Source organism: Streptomyces sp. NPDC053079 (genome assembly GCF_044546695.1).
Taxonomy (GTDB): Bacteria; Actinomycetota; Actinomycetes; order Streptomycetales; family Streptomycetaceae; genus Streptomyces.
The window spans coordinates 828072-845627 of sequence record NZ_JBITZJ010000001.1 but is presented as its reverse complement, the minus strand read 5'-3'; the positions used below and the strand labels follow the sequence as shown (position 1 = coordinate 845627).

Annotated in this window: 16 protein-coding genes and 1 pseudogene; 8 read left to right on the top strand and 9 right to left on the bottom strand. The window is 73.4% G+C overall.

Annotated elements, in window-relative coordinates; translation table 11 throughout:
* Positions 1-22 precede the first annotated feature (22 nt).
* The 5 genes from ACIGXW_RS03240 to ACIGXW_RS03220 form a co-directional block, all read right to left on the bottom strand.
* Positions 23-676, bottom strand: a complete 654-nt coding sequence (locus tag ACIGXW_RS03240; RefSeq protein WP_071963736.1) for a response regulator transcription factor — start codon at positions 674-676, stop codon at positions 23-25.
* A 39-nt stretch (positions 677-715) separates the two neighbouring features.
* Positions 716-2428 carry a sensor histidine kinase gene (locus ACIGXW_RS03235; protein WP_399569243.1) on the bottom strand — a complete coding sequence of 571 codons (1713 nt, stop codon included), beginning with the start codon at positions 2426-2428 and terminating at the stop codon, positions 716-718.
* Between the two features lie 93 nt (positions 2429-2521).
* Positions 2522-2791 (bottom strand): DUF1876 domain-containing protein, encoded by a 270-nt coding sequence (locus tag ACIGXW_RS03230; protein WP_071963807.1) that lies wholly within the window; start codon positions 2789-2791, stop codon positions 2522-2524.
* 61 nt (positions 2792-2852) lie between these two features.
* On the bottom strand, positions 2853-3587 hold the full coding sequence (locus tag ACIGXW_RS03225) for a Mut7-C RNAse domain-containing protein (protein ID WP_071963808.1): 735 nt from the start codon (positions 3585-3587) through the stop codon (positions 2853-2855).
* Between the two features lie 69 nt (positions 3588-3656).
* Positions 3657-4565, bottom strand: a complete 909-nt coding sequence (locus ACIGXW_RS03220) for an AraC family transcriptional regulator (protein ID WP_399569241.1) — start codon at positions 4563-4565, stop codon at positions 3657-3659.
* 119 nt (positions 4566-4684) lie between these two features.
* Between ACIGXW_RS03220 and ACIGXW_RS03215 the strand changes: the two genes are divergently transcribed.
* The 6 genes from ACIGXW_RS03215 (at position 4685) to ACIGXW_RS03190 (ending at position 10887) form a co-directional block, all read left to right on the top strand.
* Positions 4685-5608, top strand: coding sequence for an MBL fold metallo-hydrolase (locus ACIGXW_RS03215; RefSeq protein WP_399569237.1), 924 nt, complete (start codon positions 4685-4687; stop codon positions 5606-5608).
* Between the two features lie 217 nt (positions 5609-5825).
* Positions 5826-6125 (top strand): phosphopantetheine-binding protein, encoded by a 300-nt coding sequence (locus ACIGXW_RS03210; protein ID WP_360913859.1) that lies wholly within the window; start codon positions 5826-5828, stop codon positions 6123-6125.
* On the top strand, positions 6122-7345 hold the full coding sequence (locus ACIGXW_RS03205; RefSeq protein WP_399569235.1) for a beta-ketoacyl-[acyl-carrier-protein] synthase family protein: 1224 nt from the start codon (positions 6122-6124) through the stop codon (positions 7343-7345). Before ACIGXW_RS03210 ends, ACIGXW_RS03205 begins: the two co-directional genes overlap by 4 nt.
* Positions 7342-9618 carry an MMPL family transporter gene (locus ACIGXW_RS03200; protein ID WP_399569233.1) on the top strand — a complete coding sequence of 759 codons (2277 nt, stop codon included), beginning with the start codon at positions 7342-7344 and terminating at the stop codon, positions 9616-9618. Before ACIGXW_RS03205 ends, ACIGXW_RS03200 begins: the two co-directional genes overlap by 4 nt.
* Positions 9619-9713: 95 nt before the next feature.
* Complete coding sequence (locus tag ACIGXW_RS03195) at positions 9714-10595, top strand: hypothetical protein (RefSeq protein ID WP_360913865.1); 882 nt, start codon at positions 9714-9716, stop codon at positions 10593-10595.
* Between the two features lie 49 nt (positions 10596-10644).
* Positions 10645-10887, top strand: a complete 243-nt coding sequence (locus tag ACIGXW_RS03190) for a hypothetical protein (protein WP_071963741.1) — start codon at positions 10645-10647, stop codon at positions 10885-10887.
* 49 nt (positions 10888-10936) lie between these two features.
* Here the strand turns inward: ACIGXW_RS03190 and ACIGXW_RS03185 are convergent, their stop codons facing one another.
* Positions 10937-11992, bottom strand: a complete 1056-nt coding sequence (locus tag ACIGXW_RS03185; protein ID WP_399569231.1) for an NAD(P)-dependent alcohol dehydrogenase — start codon at positions 11990-11992, stop codon at positions 10937-10939.
* A gap of 119 nt (positions 11993-12111) precedes the next feature.
* On the opposite strand from ACIGXW_RS03185, the gene ACIGXW_RS03180 reads away from it, so the two are divergent.
* A complete protein-coding gene (locus tag ACIGXW_RS03180; protein ID WP_399569229.1) occupies positions 12112-12999 on the top strand; it encodes a helix-turn-helix transcriptional regulator in 888 nt (295 codons plus the stop codon).
* A gap of 6 nt (positions 13000-13005) precedes the next feature.
* Here ACIGXW_RS03180 and ACIGXW_RS03175 read toward each other — a convergent pair whose 3' ends face one another.
* Positions 13006-13911: a S1 family peptidase gene (locus ACIGXW_RS03175; RefSeq protein WP_399569227.1), complete on the bottom strand. Its 906-nt coding sequence runs from the start codon at positions 13909-13911 to the stop codon at positions 13006-13008.
* 443 nt (positions 13912-14354) lie between these two features.
* Between ACIGXW_RS03175 and ACIGXW_RS03170 the strand changes: the two genes are divergently transcribed.
* Positions 14355-15161 carry a putative hydro-lyase gene (locus ACIGXW_RS03170; RefSeq protein WP_071963745.1) on the top strand — a complete coding sequence of 269 codons (807 nt, stop codon included), beginning with the start codon at positions 14355-14357 and terminating at the stop codon, positions 15159-15161.
* An 11-nt stretch (positions 15162-15172) separates the two neighbouring features.
* On the opposite strand, the gene ACIGXW_RS03165 is transcribed toward ACIGXW_RS03170, so the two are convergent.
* Positions 15173-16195 carry a TIGR04222 domain-containing membrane protein gene (locus ACIGXW_RS03165; RefSeq protein ID WP_399569225.1) on the bottom strand — a complete coding sequence of 341 codons (1023 nt, stop codon included), beginning with the start codon at positions 16193-16195 and terminating at the stop codon, positions 15173-15175.
* A gap of 16 nt (positions 16196-16211) precedes the next feature.
* Positions 16212-17487 (bottom strand): annotated as a pseudogene (locus ACIGXW_RS03160) (DUF692 domain-containing protein).
* Between the last annotated feature and the right edge of the window lie 69 nt (positions 17488-17556).

Genomic DNA, 17556 nt, shown 5'->3' with positions numbered 1-17556 from the left:
TTTGTTTCTTCGGTGTGCGGCCTCAGACACCCAGTCCCGCATCGCGCGCCAGCAGGGCGGCCTGGACGCGGTTGTCGCAATCGAGCTTGGCGAGGATCCGACTCACGTACGTCTTCACGGTGGCCTCGCTCATGTGCAGCCGCCGGCCGGCGTCGGCGTTGGACAGCCCCTCGCCGAGCAGGGCCAGGACGTCGCGCTCCCGCTCGCTCAGCACCGCCACCCGCTCCCGGGCCTCCTCGCCCCGGCCGGCGGCCGCGCCGGTCGCCAGCGAGTCGGCGACGTGCCGGGTGGCGGCGGGCGAGAGATACGCGTCGCCCGCCGCGGCCGCCCGTACCGCGCCGATCAGCTCACCGGGCGCCGAGTCCTTCAGCAGGAAGCCGGCCCCGCCCTGTCGCAGGGCCCGCAGGACGTTGTCGCGCTCGCCGAAGGTGGTGAGGATCAGCGCCCGGACGCCGGGCACGGCCCGGCCCAGTTCGGCGAGTGCCGCCAGGCCGTCCATGACCGGCATCCGGATGTCCAGGAGCGCCACGTCGGCCCCGTGCAGCCGCGCCAGCTCGACCGCCTCGCGCCCGTTCGCCGCCTCGGCCACGACCTCGATGTCATCGGCCGAGGTGAGGATCATCCGGATGCCCGCCCGGATGAGCGGCTCGTCGTCGGCGATGAGGACGCGGATCACCTGGTCTACCTCTGCTCACGGTCGTGTGCTGTGGACGCACTAGCTCTTGACGTGGAACTCACGTTTGTCGGACAGTTTCCCGTCCTTGAAGCAGAAGCGGTAAACCGTGTCGGTGCTCAGCCCCTTCGAGGTGTCGGTGGACAGCAAGGACAGGCAGGTGGTGCCGGCCGGTTCGGCGGGGAGCTTGTCCTTGACGTCGGCGGTGAGGAAGGACTTCCCCGACGGCAGCTTCTCGCGCACCTGCTGCTCGGGGTCCCCGGTGTGCACGGACGCGTAGACACTCGGATCGATCATCGCCTTGTCGGCCTCGTCCATGATCTTTCCGAATCCGAGGACGACCGCCGCGGCCAGGCCCACCAGGACCACCAGGCCTATGCCGCAGCCGATCAGGCAGCCGTTGCTCTTCTTCGTGCTCATGATGTCCTTGAACTCCTCGCGCGGATCCAGCCGGTCGATGACCGGTCCACCGTCGCCCGGAGCCCCCTGCGCGGTCTGCTCCCCAAAGTCGTCCCCCGCGTCGACGAAGGTCGTGCCCCTGCCACCGGCCCCCCGCGTCTTACGGGCCTCCCTCGCCTCCGCCGAGTCGTACGGCAGGACTCCGGCGAGCCGGAAGCCGCCGCCCTCGGCGGGGCCGGTGAAGACCATGCCGCCGACGAGCCGGGCCCGCTCCCGCAGCCCGGTCAGCCCCTGCCCGCCGCTGACCGTCTCCGGCGGCGGTCCGCCGCCCTCGGGCACCGGCCCGTTGGCGACCTCGACCAGGAGCGAGTCGGGTTCGTAGCGCAGGGCGATGGAGATGGGGGCGCCGGGAGCGTGCTTGGCCGCGTTGGTCAGCCCCTCCTGCACGATGCGGTAGCCCGCGTGGTCGGCGGCGGGTGCCAGCGGCCGGGCCTCCCCGGAGCGCTCGAGCCTCACCCGCATCCCCGCCGCCGCGGCCGCGTCGGCCAGCTCCTCGATGCCGGCGACCACCCGGGAGGTGGGCTGCTCCTCCTCCGGGGTGCCGTCCTTGAGGATGCCGACCACCTCGCGCAGCTCCTGCATGGCGGCCACCGAAGCCTCCCGCAGCACGCCCACCGCCTCGCGCTGCCGCCCGGTCAGCTCCCGGTCCACTTCCAGCGCTCCGGTCTGCACGGCGATGAGCGCGAGCTGATGGCCCAGGCTGTCGTGCATGTCCTGGGCGATGCGCTGCCGCTCACGCATGCGGGCCTGGCCGGCGACCATCTCGCGCTCGCGCAGCAGCTGGGCGTTGCGCTGGGTGAGGGTCTGCAGCAGGGTGCGCCGCTGAGTCCAGTAGCGGTTGGCCAGGCCGGGGACCACCGTGGACACCAGGAAGAGGGGGGTGAAGAAGACCAGCGTGAGGAGGGGCTGGTCGGGTGTGTTCCACAACGCGAGGGCCAGGGAGAGCACGAAGGAGAGGCTGAAGGCGACCAAGGCCCGCAGGACCCCCGCGATCCTGCGCCCGGCGGACCAGCCGGCCACCCCCAGCAGGAGCAGCCCGCCACCGCCGGAGAAGCCGGCCAGCGGGCCCGCCGCGATCAGCACCGTCGCGGGCAGGGCGCGCCGCAGCAGGCACAGGCCGCCGACGGTCAGGGCGACGGCGATGATCCGCAGCCAGCTGTGCCCGGTCTCCGCCCAGCCCGCGAGCAGCGCGAGCGTCAGGGCGAGGGAGATCTCGCCGACCGTCCGGCGCCGGGACCACTCCCCCGGGTCGGTCAGCCGCTCCCACAGATCACGGGCCCACGTTCGTGCGTTCACCCTCGAACCATAGGCAGTCTCCCCGGTCGGGCACATGCGCCGAAGGTCGCGCCGTGGTCCTACCAAAGTTGATGATCCTGCCCGGGGGCCGGCTCACATCGCCGGGTGGGCCTCCACGTGGGTGACCTCTTCGATGTCGTGTCCGGCCTTCTTCAGCAGTTCCCGGGAGAGCTCGTTGAGCGCCCTCGCCGCGGCGAGCTCCTCGCCGACGCGCTGCTGTTCGGGGTCGTCGGGGTGGCGGGTGGCATGGCCGCGGGCCCTCAGTTCCGTGCCGTCCTGGAGCCGGAGCATCGCGGCCGCGCGCGTCCGCTTCTCGACCTCTTCGAATTCGACCTCGATGTGCCAACCAACGATCGTCTGCATGGCGTCCACCTCCTGCGCTATTCCTCCAGCGTGCACCCGGCTCCTCCAGCGTGCATCCGGGTCAGGCCGCCGCGGCTCCGAACTCGCGCACCGCCTTCTCGACGATCGTCTCCAGCCGCCTGTGGTGCGCGCCGCGCCAGTACACCCGCCCGCAGGTCACGCACTGTGCGAAGACGTCGTAGGTCCGGCGCGTGCCGTGCTCGAGCTGTTCGCGGACCGCGTCCTTGTCGGCGTCCCGGAGCGGGCCGTTGCAGGCGGTGCACCGCGTCCAGGGGGTGAGGGGCGGCGTGAAGCGGCCCAGCACGTCCCGCAGCTGCTCCTCGGGGCGGTCGCTGTAGACGTACGCGCCCGCCCACAGCTCCCGCCGGCGCAGCAGGCCCCGGTCGCGGGAGAGCAGCACGCGGCGCTCGGAGGCGGAGAGCGCGGCCAGCGCAGGGTCGCCGAGGTCCTCGCTCTCGTAGGCCGCGTCGACGCCCAGCAGCCGCAGTCGCCGCGCGAGCGTTCCCAGGTGCACATCGAGGAGGAAGCGCAGCGGGGCCCCGGGAACCTCCTGCGGGCGGGTGACCGCCCGGACCTCCACCTCTTCGCCCGCGGCCGGCACATGGGAGGCGGGCACCGGGCGGCCGTCGACGAGCAGCAGGCCCGCTTCGGTGAGCGGGACGCCGAGGGACTCGACCACGTGCCCGAGGGTGGAGGCGCCGTCGGTGACCACGGTCGCACCCGGCCGACGGCGCTCGGCGGCGATGAAAAGTTGCAGCTCAGGGGCGAAGCTGATGGAGATCTCGGGTCCGTTCACGTCCCACAGCATGCCATTGGGCCGCGCCCGGGCGCCCGGAGTTTTCCGGGCGGCAGGGCGCGAGAGACGTCACAGTGCGGCGGTGCCGGCCGTCACCGTGGTCATCTCCCAGGCGCCGAGGGGTTCGTGCTCGTCGTGGCGCTCCTTGCGGTAACGGCCCGCGGAGACCCCGTAGGCGCGTTTGAAGGCGTGCGCGAAGGCGAACTGCGAGGTGTAGCCGATGCGCTGGGCGATGGCCGCCAGGGGTGCGTCCGACTCCCGCAGGAGCCGGGCCGCCAGGGTCAGCCGCCACCAGGTGAGATAGGCCAGGGGCGGCCGGCCGACCAGCGCGGAGAAGCGGCGGGCGAACGCGGCGCGGGACAGGCCGGCCCGGACGGCGAGGTCGGCCACCGTCCACGGCCTCGACGGTTCGCCGTGCAGGGCGCGCAGGGCGGGGCCGATGGCCGGGTCGGCCAGGGCCCCGCACCAGCCGGTGGAGATGTGCCGGTCGGTGCGCTCCACGAACCACGCGCGCATCAGGTGGACGAGCAGCAGTTCCAGCAGGGCGGGCAGGGCCGCGTCCGTACCCGGGCCGGGGGTGCGCAGTTCGTCGCCGAACAGGGCGACGACGGCGCCCAGCGCCGGGTGCCGGCCGCCCCGCGTGGGCAGGTGGACGACCTCGGGGAAGTCCCCCAGCAGCGGGTGCGCCCGGGACCGGTCGAGGTGGTAGGCGCCGCACAGCATCACGATGGGCCCGGGAGAGTCGCCGATCAGGGTGTGCGCGGTGCCGTGCGGCAGGAACACCGCGTCCCCGGCCGCCAGCTCGAAGGACTCCCCGCCTGCGGCCGGGACCAGCCTGCACGTGCCCTCGAGCACGATGTGGAAGCCGGCGCCGGTATAGGACCCGATGTCCGTCCGCCACCGTCCGCGCCACTCGGAGAAGGCCGAGTGGGGCCGGCCGGTGCGCAGGGCCGCCATGATGTCGCTGAGCACGTCCATGGACCGAGTATGCGCACCGCCCCTCACGGCCGATCGGGCGCCCCCGGTGAGACGATGACGCATAGACAGGGCACGCAGGCGCATTGGCCGTCTCGTTGACCCCGCATAACGTCGTGGACATGCAGACGATCACTTTGGGCGACGTGGACATCACCCGCGTCGTGGAATGGCACGCCCCGGTCGCACCGACCTCCGACATCTTCCCCGCGAGCACACCCCGCATGTGGCAGGACAACGCCTCCTGGCTGGCGCCGGACTTCTGGGAGCCGCAGACGGACTCCCTCATCGCCAACGTGCAGACGTGGGTGCTGCGCAGCGGGGGGAAGACGATCCTCGTCGACACCGGCATCGGCAATGACAAGGAACGGCCGGGAATGCCCGCCTGGTCGGGGCTGCGGACGGACTTCCTCGGCCGGCTGGCCGCGGCCGGGGTCCGGCCGGAGGACGTGGACGTCGTGGTGAACACCCATGTGCACTCCGACCACGTGGGCTGGAACACCCGGCTGGTGGACGGGGAGTGGGTGCCCACGTTCCCCAACGCCACGTACGTCATCTCCAAGGCCGACTACGACTACTGGAACCCGGCCAACGGCCACCGCAAGCGCGGCGGGCTCGGCGGGGTGGGCATCAACCGGGCCGGCGGCAGCATGTTCGAGGACAGCGTGGAGCCGGTGCACCGGGCAGGTCAGACCCTGCTGTGGGAGGACGGGTACCGCATCGACGAGCACCTGAGCCTGGAGCCCGCCCCCGGCCACACGCCCGGCTCGGCGGTGCTGCGGCTGGACTCCGGCGCGGACCGCGCCCTGTTCATCGGCGACCTGGTGCACAGTCCGATGCAGATCGCCTACCCGGACTGCGACACGTGCCTGAGCGAGGACCAGGTGGCGGCCACCCGCTCCCGGCGCCGCGTCCTGGAGCAGGCCGCCGACACCCGTGCGCTGGTCTTCCCGGCGCACCTGCCCGGCCACGGCGGGGCCGAAGTGCGCAGGGAGGGCGGCGGGTTCGCCATAGCCGAGTGGGCCGCGTTCGAGCGGACCCGGTGAGCCGGGGCCGGGACGGGGGGGGGCGGGACGGGGGGGCCGGTGGCGGCCGTCGGCAGGACGGGTGACGCGCCCGTCGGCGGCGCGCGTGTCTCCCCGTCCCCGACCGCCCGCCGGGGGACGCTGCTGCGCATCGAAACAACCGGAAAAGAGTGCTATGGCATGAGATGACCCATGTGCCTGGTGCCCGGTGTCCGCCCCCGATCGAGGAGCACGATCGATGGAACCCGTGTACGACCTGATGGCCCGTCTGCTCACCGAGCACTTCGGCGTCCCCGAGGAGGAGATCTCCCCGGACCTGACCTTCGACGAGCTCGACATCGACTCCCTCGCCCAGGCCGAGCTGATCACCGTGCTCGAGGACCGGCTGAAGGTGACGCTGGGTCAGGACCCCGTCGACGCCACGCTCGGCGAGACGTCGGCCTTCATCGAACGGGTCCTGGCGACCGGGGCCGGCAACATCGGCCCCCAGCAGCAGGGCGAGCCCGAATCCGTGACGCCGGCCCGGCCCGCGCGGTGAGTGAACGGGAGGTCGCGATCACCGGCGTCGGCATGGTGACCCCGGCCGGCATCGGCCGCGAGGCGACCTGGGAAGGACTGTGCGCGGGCGTCGGCCTCGGCGCCCGCGACGAGGACCTGGCCGGGCTGCCGGTCGACTTCTCCTGCAAGGTCCCCGGCTTCGACGCCGGCGCCCTGCTGGGCAGGAGGATCACCTGGCGCACGGACCGGTTCATCCATCTGTCGATGGTCGCCGCCCGCGAGGCCGTCGCCGACGCCGCGCTGTCCGGCGCCGACTGGGACGGGGCCCGGGTCGCCGTCGTCATCGGCGTCGCCAGCAACGGCGGCGACCGCTGGCCGCAGGAGTACGCGCACCTGGCCGCCGGCCGCGTCGACGCCGTGGCGCCGACCGCCCTGCTGCGCTCCCTGCCCAACATGGCGGCCGGCGAGGTCTCCACGGACCTGGGGGCCCTCGGCCCCTGCCTGACCACGTCCACCGCCTGCGCCTCGGGGGCCACGGCGATCGGCACCGCCCGCGACCTGCTGCGGGCGGGCGCCTGCGACATCGCGATCGCCGGGGGCGCCGACTGCGCCCGCGTACCCATGGGCTCGGCCACCTTCTACAAGATGCAGGCGCTCTCCCGGCGGCGCCACGACCCGGCCGGGGCGTCCCGGCCGTTCGACGCCGACCGCGACGGCTTCGTCCTGAGCGAGGGGGCGGCCATGCTGGTCCTCGAGCGGGAGCGCCACGCGCGGGCGCGCGGCGTACGGGCACGCGCCTTCCTCTCCGGTTACGGAGCCTCCAGCGACGGCTACCACGCCACGCGGCCGGACCCCGACGGCTCGGGCGGGCTGCGCGCGCTGACCGCGGCGCTGACGGACGCCCGTGCCGACGTCTCCCAGGTGCACCACGTCAACGCGCACGGCACGTCGACGCCCCTCAACGACCGCGCGGAGGCCACCCTGCTCGGCAAGGTGTTCCGCACACCGCCGCCGGTCACCTCGGTCAAGGGCGCCATCGGCCATTCGCTGGGAGCGTCCGGGGCGATCGAGGCCGCGTGCACCGTCCTGACGCTGGAACGACAGCTCATCCCGCCCACCGCCAACCACGACCGGCTCGACGAGGGCATGGACCTGGACGTGGTGACGAAGGCGCCCAGGCGGCACCGCATGGACGGCGCGCTCAGCAACGCGTTCGGCTTCGGAGGCCAGAACGCCGTCCTGTTCTTCCGCACCGCATGACCCCGCCCCGGGACCTCGACACGGCGGCCCTGGGCCCCGGGACGACGACCGCGGGAACGGTGCCCGGGCCGGCCGAGGGCGTCCTGGGACGGCTGCGACCCTGGCTGGTGCCGGCGGTCGCGGTCGTCCTGACGGCGCTGCTCGCCGTGGCCGGCGCCGGCACCTCCGAGCGGCTCGCCAACGGCGGCTACGCCGCCACCGGCACCGAATCGGCCCGCGCCGACGCCCTGCTGGCCGACCGCTTCGGCGCCGGCTACCCCGACGTCATCCTCCTCGCGCGGGCCGAGGGCGGCGTGGACACCGCCCGGGCGCGCGAGGAGGGACGCCGCCTCGCGCGGCGGCTCGCGCGCTCCGCCGGAGTGGCGAGCGTGCGCTCGTACTGGACGGACAAGGACCCGTCCCTGCGGTCCGAGGACGGCTCGCGGGCCCTGCTCGCCGCCGACCTCACCGGCGCCGACCGGGACGCGGCACGCACCGCGGAGACCCTGGTCCCCGCCCTGACCGGCACCCACGGCGTGCTCGAGGTCTCCGCGACCGGCGCCGCCTGGGTCAGCACGGAGGCCCGGCAGGCCGGCCGGCAGGACCTGGTGCGCGCCGAGCTGGTGGCCGCGCCGCTGACCCTGCTGCTCCTGCTGGTCGCGCTGCGGTCGCTGGTCGCGGCCCTCGTCCCGCTGGCGATCGGGGCGGTCTCCGTCGTCGGCACCTTCGCGCTGCTGAAGCTGCTCACCCTCGCCATGCCCGTGTCCGTCTTCGCCATGAACCTCACCAGCGCCCTGGGCTTCGGACTGGCCGTGGACTACGGACTGTTCCTCGTCACCCGCTACCGCGAGGAGCTGCTCGCCGGCCGCGGCGTGCAGCAGGCGGTGCGGCGCACCGCGCGGCGGGCGGGCCGCACGGTCGCGGTGTCGGCGGCCGCGGTGGCGCTGTCGATGTCGGCCCTGCTGGTGCTGCCGCTGCCCTTCCTGCGGTCGATGGCCTGTGCCGGCATGGCGGTCGCCGTGTTCTCGGCGGCCGCCGCGACCGTGCTCGTACCCCCCGTGCTGGCGCTCATCGGCACCCGGATCGACCGCTGGGACCCGCTGAGCCTGCTGCGCGAGCGGCGCCCGTGCGGTCCGCCACGGCCGGACAGCCCGCTGTGGCGGAGCGTCGCGGGGGCCGTCACGCGGCGTCCGCTGTACTACGGCGGCGGGTGCGCGATCGTCCTGTTGCTGCTCGCCTCGCCGTTCGCCCGGGTCCACTTCGGCCTGGCGGACGAGCGCGTGCTGCCCGCGCACACCGAGGCGCACCGGACGGCCGCGGAGATCCGCGAGGGCTTCCCCGTGCGCCCCGAGCGGACGGTGACGGTGGTCCTTCCCGACGCGGTCCCCGCCCGGGACGGCGCGGCGCTGGCCGCCTACGAGCGGAAGGTCGCCGCCGTTCCGGGAGTGGAACGGGCGGGGTGGGCCCGCACCGCGGTGCCGCCCGGCATGGGCACGGGCGCGGTGCTGCAGGTGTCCGGCCCGCAAGATCCCCACTCGCGGGAGGCCCGGGACCTGGTGCACCGGCTGCGGGCCCTGCCGGGGCCCGGCGGCGGGCAGCTGGTGACGGGGAGGGCCGCGATGCTCTCCGACACCCGGGAGGCGGTGCGGGACCGGCTGCCGCTGGCGGCGGCCGTCGCCGCCGCGACGACGTGGGCGATGCTCTTCCTGCTCACGGGAAGCGTGCTGCTCCCCCTCAAGGGGCTGCTGATCGCGGCGCTGAGCCTGGGCGCGAGCTTCGGGGTGATGGTGCTGGTCTTCCAGGACGGCCGTCTGCAGGGCCTGCTCGGCGAGTTCACCGTGACCGGGGCGCTGGACATGACGATGCCGCTGCTGATGTTCTCCATCGCCTTCGGCCTGGCCCTCGACTACGAGATCTTCCTGCTGTCGCGGGTGCGTGAGCACTACCGGCTGACCGGCGACAACCGGCGGGCGGTGGTCGAGGGCGTCGCCCGGACGGGGCGGCTGGTGACCACGGGAGCGCTGGCGGTGGCGGTGGTCACGGGAGCGCTGGCGACATCGGGAGTGACCATGCTCAAGGTGCTGGGCACGGGGCTGGCGGTGGCCGTGCTGGTCGACGCGGTGCTGGTCCGGGGCGTCCTCGTCCCGGCGTATCTGACCGTGGCGGGACGGCTCAACTGGTGGGCGCCCGCGCCCCTCGCCCGGCTGCACGCGCGGGTGGGCCGCCGGCTCGGCCCGGACGAGGAGCACCGACCCCGCCCGGAGGCCGTACTCCATGCGGGCGGTCATGGGTGACGAAAGCCGAAAGCCGGGCACAGTCACCGCATCCTGCCCGGGCCCCGCCCCGCGCTACGACCCGCCCACCACGCCCCCAGAAAGACGGCCCCCGCATGCTCGTCACCCAGCTCGCCCTGGTCTCCGAGACGGATCAGATCACCCCCTCCCAGCTCAACCGGGTCGCCGCCGCCCTGCAGAAGCAGGCCATCCGCGACTTCGCGCCCGTGTGGAACCTGCCGGCCTCGGTCGACGCCTTCGACAAGCTGGACGACGTCCCCGTCGGCTACTGGCCCATGATCGTCAGGGATGACATCGGCATGGAGGGCGCGGCCGGCGTCCACATGGACGACAACGGACAGCCGTTCTCCCTGATCGAGTACAGCGACAGCTGGTCGCTGACCGCGAGCCACGAGATGCTGGAGATGCTCGGCGACCCGTGGGGCAACCGGCTGGTGGCGGGCCAGTCGCCCAAGCCGGGACAAGGGGTGGTGGAGTTCCTCGTCGAAGTGGCGGACCCGCCGGAGGCCCCCGAGTTCGGCTACACGATCAACGGGATGCTGGTGTCGGACTTCTTCACGCCCCACTTCTACGACCCCGTCGCCGCGCCCGGCGTCCGCTACAGCTTCGGCGGGCACCTGCCGGGCCCGCGCCAGATCCTGCCGGGCGGCTACATCAGCTGGCGCGACCCGGTCACCGACCACTGGTGGCAGCAGATCTGGTTCGGCACCGACAAGCCGCAGTTCCGCGACCTCGGCAAGCTCACCGCACGCGCGGGAAGCCTGCGCGCGGCCATCGACGCCCGTACCAAGACCGCTCAGCGCATCGCCAGCAGCGGCCCCACCTCCGAGCGCTTCTCGGCGGCCCGGAGCCTGACGGCGCGCGTGAAGGAGTCCACCAGCTCCCGGGCCAGCGGCTGGCGGTCCCAGATCGAGTCCTTGCAGGCCGGACGGAGCGCCGAAGGCACGTGGGAAGGCGGAACGCAGGACAATGGCTGAGGGCGGGGCCGCCACTCCGCGCGGCCCGGCCGCCCGAGGAGGGTCCGACATGGGCGAGAACACATCAGACGCGGCCAAGCGCAGCGCACGCGCCCGCGAGCTGCACCGGATGATCGAACGATTCAAGGCCGGGCGGGCCGCCACCGGGGAGCGGGCGCAGAGCCCGCTCACCGGGCCGGCCGAGGGCCCGCGCACCGGTCCGGGCGGCCCGAACCTGCGGGAGGCCGTCCAGCGGCGTATGCGGGAGCTGGACAGGACCGAGGACGACAAGCCGGCACGCGAGCGGGAGTGAGCCCTCCCGGCCGCGTGCCGGCCGCCCGTACCCGCGTGGGGCGTCGCCTTTAGATGGTCGCGGCGTCGATGACGAAGCGGTAGCGGACGTCGCTGGCCAGCACCCGCTCGTACGCCTCGTTGATCTGGTCGGCGCGGATCAGCTCGATGTCGGAGGCGATGCCGTGCTCGCCGCAGAAGTCCAGCATCTCCTGGGTCTCGGGGATGCCGCCGATCATCGATCCGGCGAAGGACTTGCGCTGCGTCACCAGCGCGAACGCCGCTACGGGCAGCGGGTGCTCCGGCAGGCCGAGCTGGACGAAGGTGCCGTCGGTCCGCAGCAAGCCGAAGTAGGCGTTCAGGTCGAGCTCGGCGGAGACGGTGCTCAGGATCAGGTCGAAGGTGCCCGCCAGCTCCTCGAAGGTCGCCGGGTCGGAGGTGGCGTGGTAGTGGTCCGCGCCCAGCCGCAGGCCGTCCTCCTTCTTGCGCAGCGACTGGCTCAGGACGGTGACCTCGGCGCCCATGGCGTGCGCGATCTTGACCCCCATGTGGCCCAGGCCGCCCAGCCCGACGACGGCGACCTTCTTGCCGGGGCCGGCCTTCCAGTGCGCGAGCGGCGAGTAGAGCGTGATGCCGGCGCACAGCAGCGGGGCCGCGGCGTCCAGCGGAATGCTCTCGGGGATGCGCAGGACGTAGTTCTCGTCGGCGACCAGGTGCGTGGAGTAGCCGCCCTGGGTGACCTGCCCGTCGCGGCCGGTGGCGCCGTAGGTGCCGACGTTGCCGAGCTCGCCGGTGCAGTACTGCTGCAGGCCGGACCGGCAGTTCTCGCACTCGCGGCAGGAGTCGACGAAGCAGCCGACGCCGACCCGGTCGCCGGGGGCGTAGCGGGTGACGGCGGAGCCGACCTCGGCGACCACGCCCGCGATCTCGTGGCCGGGGACGATGGGGAAGTGCCCGCCCTCGCCCCATTCGGCGCGGGCGGTGTGGATGTCGGAGTGGCAGATGCCGGCGTACTTGACCTCGATGAGGATGTCGTGCGCGCCCAGCTCACGGCGGACGATGGTGGTCCGCTCCAGCGGGGCCTTCGGCGCGGGTGCCGCGTATGCGTGGACGGTGGTGTGCGTCATGGCAATGATCCTGCGCCCGGCGGGCGTGCGTAGCCAGAACTCCGTTGAGCCCACGCTTGCCGTTCCTACCACTGGCAGGACCACCCTGGCCGGTGGGGAGCGCACGCATACTGGTGTCCATGGATCAGCGCACCGAACTGAGCGAGTTCCTCCGCTCCCGCCGCGCCCGGCTGCGGCCCGAGGACGTGGGGCTGTCCCCGCACGGCGGGCGGCGCCGGGTGCCGGGGCTGCGCCGCGAGGAGCTGTCCCAGCTCGCCGGTGTGAGCGTGGCCTACTACACGCGCCTCGAGCAGGGCCGGGGGCAGAACGTCTCGGCGGCCGTGCTCGACGCGATAGCCGGGGCGCTGCGGCTGAACAGGGCCGAGCGGGATCATCTGAACCGGCTGGCGAGGCCGGCCGACCGGCCTTCGCGGGCCTCGGCGGTCCGCCCGCAGCGGGTGCGTCCGGCGGTTCAGCAGCTCATCGACACCATGGACAGCGTCCCGGCCTATGTCATCGGGCGACGGCTGGACATCATCGGCTGGAACCGGTTCGCGTGCGCCCTGCTCGGCGACTTCGCCGCGCTGCCGCCCCAGCAGTGCAATCTGGCGTGGCTGGTCTTCCTGGACCCCGCCACCCGTGAGCTGTACGTGGAGTGGGAGGGCAAGGCGGCCGACATCGTCGCCCTGCTGCGTCTGGAGGCCGGCCGCCACCCGGACGACCCGAAGCTGGCCGCGCTGGTGGGCGAGCTGTCCGTCAAGAGCCCGGAGTTCCGGGCGCTGTGGGCGGCGCACAACGTGCAGGACAAGGGCTTCGGGGTGAAGCGGCTGCGGCATCCGGTGGTGGGTGCGCTGACCCTGTCCTACGAGACGCTGGTCCTGCCGGCCGACCCGGAGCAGCAGCTGGTCACCTATCACGCCGAGCCCGGTTCGCCGTCCGCGGAGTCCCTGCGGTTGCTGGCCAGTTGGGCGCTGGGCGGGGCCGACGATGCGGCGCCGCAGGTTCCGGCGCCGCACCCCGGCTCGTAGGGGCGGTCAGGGCAGCTGGGCTCCGACCGCCTTCAGGGCGGCGGGCACCGGCTGGAAGAAGGTCTCGCCTCCGGAGCTGCAGTCGCCGCTGCCGCCGGAGGTGAGGCCGAGTGCGGTGTCGCCGGCGAACAGGGCGCCGCCGCTGTCGCCGGGCTCGGCGCACACGGAGGTGCCGATGAGTCCTCTGACCTGTCCTTCCTGATAGTTGACGGTGACGTTGAGGCCGGTGACCTTGCCCTCGTGGACCTGGGTGGTGCTGCCGCTGCGCCGTACCTGCTGGCCGACGGTGGCCTCGCCGGCCTTGGCGATGTCCTGCCGGCCGCCGTCGTAGAGGTTCACCGCGCTGGGGTGGTCGGTGGAGGAGGTGTACTTCACGAGGGCGTAGTCGTTGCCGGGGAAGGAGGACTTCTCCACGGTGCCGATGCGGGCGCCGCCCTGCGAGCCGGCCCAGCCGGCGGAGGCGTTGCCGCAGTGCCCGGCGGTGAGGAAGTACGGCTGGCCGGCCTTGGAGACGTTGAACCCCAGCGAACAGCGCACTCCGCTGCCCCAGATGGCGTCGCCGCCGGCGATCAGCGGGCGCAGCTGCCCGGTCGTCCGCTTGACCGCGACCTTGTCGCCGAGGGCGGCGACGGCCTTCTCGAGCCGGGCCAGGTTCTCGCCCTTGACGGTGCTGTCGACGGTGACGACCACCTTGTTGAGCCGGGGGTCGACGGACCAGGCGGTGCCGGGGACGGCCGCATGGGCGTCGAGCGTCTCTTGGGCCGAGGCGAGGTCGGCGGCCGAGTGCGCGACGCCCGGCTGTGCGGCCGGGGCCGCCGTGGCGTTCTGGAGGGTGAGGGAGGCGGTGGACAGGGCCAGGACGCCCGCGACGGCCAGCGCGGTGCGCCGTCCGGGTATGCGTGAGTGGTTCAACTCGTCGACCTCCTGTGAGGGGGGTGTGCCCGCAGCGCGAGGGGCGTACGGGCCCGGAGGATTCATGCGGCATGAGGGCGACCGCACGTCGCGTTCATGCCAAGAGTTGCCGGACCAGCGTCCGTCCGGACAAGGCGGCACACAAGAAGACATCCGGTCACACACAATCGCCCAGGAGAGCGCAGTAAAGGGACGTCCACATCAAAGGTTTGACGAAGCGTCAGAGGTCAACGGCGCGGCGGTGCGCGACCGGACACCGTGCACCGCCGAGCGCATAACGGACGGTGAGGCCCGCCGCTGTCCGGTACTCGCCGTTCCGCTCCCGGCGATCCGGACCGATCGCCTCCCTCCTTGCAGAATTGTTCAACAATCCATACGCTGACCGGAAATCACCGCGTCCGTGCCCCCACCCTCGCCTTCGCTTCCGCCTTCGAGAGGTGCTCATGGGAACCACCACGCACACGTACGGCCCCCACTCCACCGTCACGCCCGCCGAGGCCCGGGCGGCCTTCCGGGCGGGCCGCGCGGAACCGACCGCCGGCTGGGCCGACGGCCGCACCCAGGCCAACCTGATCGCCGTGCCCGCCGACTGGGCCTACGACGTCCTGCTCTTCGCCCAGCGCAACCCCCAGCCCTGTCCCGTCCTCGACGTCACCGAACCCGGCGTCCCCACCACCCCGCTCGCCCCCGGCGCCGATCTGCGCACCGACCTGCCCAAGTACCGCGTGTGGCGCGAGGGCAGACTCGTGGCGGAGCCCACCGACGTGACCGGGCTGTGGCGCGAGGACCTGGTCGCGTTCCTCATCGGCTGCAGCTTCACCTTCGAGGGGGCCCTGCGCGAGGCGGGCGTCCCCCTGCGCCACATCGAGCAGGGGCGCAACGTCTCCATGTACGTCACCGACCGCGGGTGCCGCCCCGCCGGGCGGCTGCACGGCCCCATGGTCGTCTCCATGCGGCCCATCCCCGCGGACTTCGTCCACACGGCACGGCGGCTGACCGCCCGCATGCCCGCCGTCCACGGCGCGCCCGTCCACACCGGGGACGCCGCCGCCCTCGGCATCACGGACCTCTCCCGGCCCGACTTCGGCGACCCGGTGGCCCTGCACCCCGGCGACGTGCCGGTCTTCTGGGCCTGCGGCGTCACCCCCCAGGCCGCGCTGATGGCGTCGGCACCACCGTTCGCGATCACCCACGCGCCGGGGCACATGTTCATCACCGACGCCCTGGACGCGGCGTACCGGCTGCTGTGAGGGGACGGCCCCTAGGAGGAGGAGCAGCTGCTGCCACCGCCGCAGCTCGAGCACGAGCTGCCCGAGGAGCAGCTGGAACCGCTCGAACAACTCGACGACGAGCCGGACCCGTCCGAGCCGCCCGAACCGCCGCCGTCACCCGCGTGCTGCGCCTCACCGCTCCCGCCCGAGTCGCAGGACGCGCCCGCGAGGACCGCCGCGTAGGACGAGGAGGAGGTCGAGCAGGACGAGGCGCTGCGCCAGTCCCCGGAAGGGCTGCGGGAGGAACGCGCGGCGCGCCGCACGGCCGCCTTGGCCGCCGTCTCGAATTCTCCGCGCATCGGCTGGGGCAGGTCGCCGGTGCCCCTGACGGCGACGACTCCCGCCGGTCCCTCCGGGTGGAGTCCGGGGTTGCGGACGCTCCACGGCCCCGACGTCCGCAGCTCGCGGACCACGCGCTCGCCGTGATCGGTGCGGGGAACCAGTCCCTTGCGGGGCCGGCACTTCACGCCCGCCACGACGCCCAGGGCGCTCAGGGCCAGGAGGACGAACGGCGCCGGACGGGGGCCGGACCAAAAGAGCAGCACCACGGCGATGAGCGCGGCGACGGCCAGCCCCGCCTTCTGCGCCACGGCGGCGCGGGGCCACAGTCGCCGGACCTCCGGCGTCAGGAGCAGACCCGATTTCACCAGCGCGCGGTCGATCGACTCCAGGGCGACGTCCCGCCGCATCTCCGCGCGGAGCGCCCGCAGGGACCGGCTCCAGTCCTTGTCGCACTGCTTGAGCAGCGCACGCTCCATGGGATTGCCGGAGACGGGGTCGGCCACCGTGACCCTGCCGTTCTTCACGGTGACGCGGCCGTCGCTCTCCATTTTCGTGATCACGGTGTCCGTGACCCGGCCCGCGCCGCCCATCAGATAGGCCATGTGCAGCAGGTCCGCCCGGCCGGCCTCGAAGAGGGGGCGGCGCGGTCCGCGTGCCGTCAGTCGTATGCGGATCAGCCAGGCGGTCGGGGCGCACAGCGAAAGCAGCGCCACCGTCACAGCGACGATCATCGATAGTGCCTTTCGTTCAGCGCGGTGTACGCCTGGCGGCGCGGTAGACGCGCAGGGCCGCGGCGAGACGGCGCAGCGGCCCTGCGGCCGGTGCGGGCGAGGGGGTCCGTTCCGCGACCCAGGCCGTCAGCGGCGGCCGCTGGGATTGCGGTACGGCGCCGGTGTGCAGCAGATGGCGGGCGAAGTCGAGCGCGTCGCGCTGATAGCCCTCGCTCATGGGCCGGCCCCGGGCGTAGACGAGGAACAGGCGCCGGAAGTCCTGGCCCAGGATCTCGGGCAGGGCGGGCGCCACCTTGGCGACGACGCCGGTGCGCTTGCGGAGCAGGGCCCGGCGCTGGACCTCCAGCCGCTCGTGGTCGAAGCCTTCCGGCGGCGGGGCGTCCGCGACGAGCGTGGAGAGCAGGGCGAGCTGGGCCCGTGCGAGCCGCTCGCGGGCCTCGTCGGTGCCGTGGTCAGACACGCTCGCGCACCCCCTCGACCACCGAGCGCACGGCGTCCAGCTCCGCCGCCAGCCCCTGTGCCGTGGGAAAGTCGTCGTCGCGCTCCAGCAGCACCCCGGGCGGTTCCACCCGTTCGCACAGCGCGGCGAGGACGTCCAGGACGGGCCGGGTGACGGGGTGGGCGTGGCTGTCGTGCCAGACGCCGTCCCGCTCGAAGCCGCCGGCCACGTGGACGTAGGCGATGGCCTCGGTCGGCAGCTCGTCCAGGGCGGCGGCCGGGTCCTCGCCGCGGTTGACGTGGTTGGTGTGGAGGTTGGCGACGTCGACGAGCAGCCGTACGCCGGTCCGCTCGACCAGCTCGGCGAGGAACCGGCCCTCGCTGAGCTCTTCGCCCGGCCAGGTCAGATACGCCGCGACGTTCTCCAGCGCCAGCGGGACGGGCAGCGCGGCCTGTGCCATGCGCACGTTCGCGACCAGCACGTCCAGCGCGTCGCGGGTGCGGGGCACCGGCAGCAGGTGCCCCGCCTCGATCCGTGGGGACCGCGTGAGCGCGCCCCCGGCCCGGACGAAGGCGATGTGCTCGGTAACGAGCGGGGCCCCGACCGCGTCGGCCAGGTCGGCGAGCGCGACCAGCCGGCGCAGGTCGGGCCGGTCCGCGCCGCCGAGGCCGAGCGAGACCCCGTGCGGGACGACGGTCGTGCCGCGCTCGCGCAGCAGCCGCAGGGCGTCGGGGAGGTGGCCCGGGCAGAGGTTCTCCGCCACCACCTCCACCCAGTCGACGCCGGGCAGTTGTGCGATGTCCTCCGCGATCTCCGGCCGCCAGCCGATGCCCGTCCCCAACCGAACGCTCATGATCACACCCCCTGTGGTCCCCCGCCGCGCATCAGCGCGCATACGAAGGTCATTCCCAGCGAATACCTT

What these genes read in the sequence shown, in the direction of transcription:
- ACIGXW_RS03230 (WP_071963807.1), bottom strand. Translation starts at nt 2,791, where the DNA reads ATGCAGACGATCGTTGGTTGGCACATCGAGGTCGAATTCGAAGAGGTC.
- ACIGXW_RS03215 (WP_399569237.1), top strand. Translation starts at nt 4,685, where the DNA reads ATGCAGACGATCACTTTGGGCGACGTGGACATCACCCGCGTCGTGGAA.
- ACIGXW_RS03180 (WP_399569229.1), top strand. Translation starts at nt 12,112, where the DNA reads ATGGATCAGCGCACCGAACTGAGCGAGTTCCTCCGCTCCCGCCGCGCC.
- ACIGXW_RS03220 (WP_399569241.1), bottom strand. Translation starts at nt 4,565, where the DNA reads ATGGACGTGCTCAGCGACATCATGGCGGCCCTGCGCACCGGCCGGCCC.
- ACIGXW_RS03170 (WP_071963745.1), top strand. Translation starts at nt 14,355, where the DNA reads ATGGGAACCACCACGCACACGTACGGCCCCCACTCCACCGTCACGCCC.
- ACIGXW_RS03185 (WP_399569231.1), bottom strand. Translation starts at nt 11,992, where the DNA reads ATGACGCACACCACCGTCCACGCATACGCGGCACCCGCGCCGAAGGCC.
- ACIGXW_RS03210 (WP_360913859.1), top strand. Translation starts at nt 5,826, where the DNA reads ATGGAACCCGTGTACGACCTGATGGCCCGTCTGCTCACCGAGCACTTC.
- ACIGXW_RS03165 (WP_399569225.1), bottom strand. Translation starts at nt 16,195, where the DNA reads ATGATCGTCGCTGTGACGGTGGCGCTGCTTTCGCTGTGCGCCCCGACC.
- ACIGXW_RS03195 (WP_360913865.1), top strand. Translation starts at nt 9,714, where the DNA reads ATGCTCGTCACCCAGCTCGCCCTGGTCTCCGAGACGGATCAGATCACC.
- ACIGXW_RS03190 (WP_071963741.1), top strand. Translation starts at nt 10,645, where the DNA reads ATGGGCGAGAACACATCAGACGCGGCCAAGCGCAGCGCACGCGCCCGC.
- ACIGXW_RS03200 (WP_399569233.1), top strand. Translation starts at nt 7,342, where the DNA reads ATGACCCCGCCCCGGGACCTCGACACGGCGGCCCTGGGCCCCGGGACG.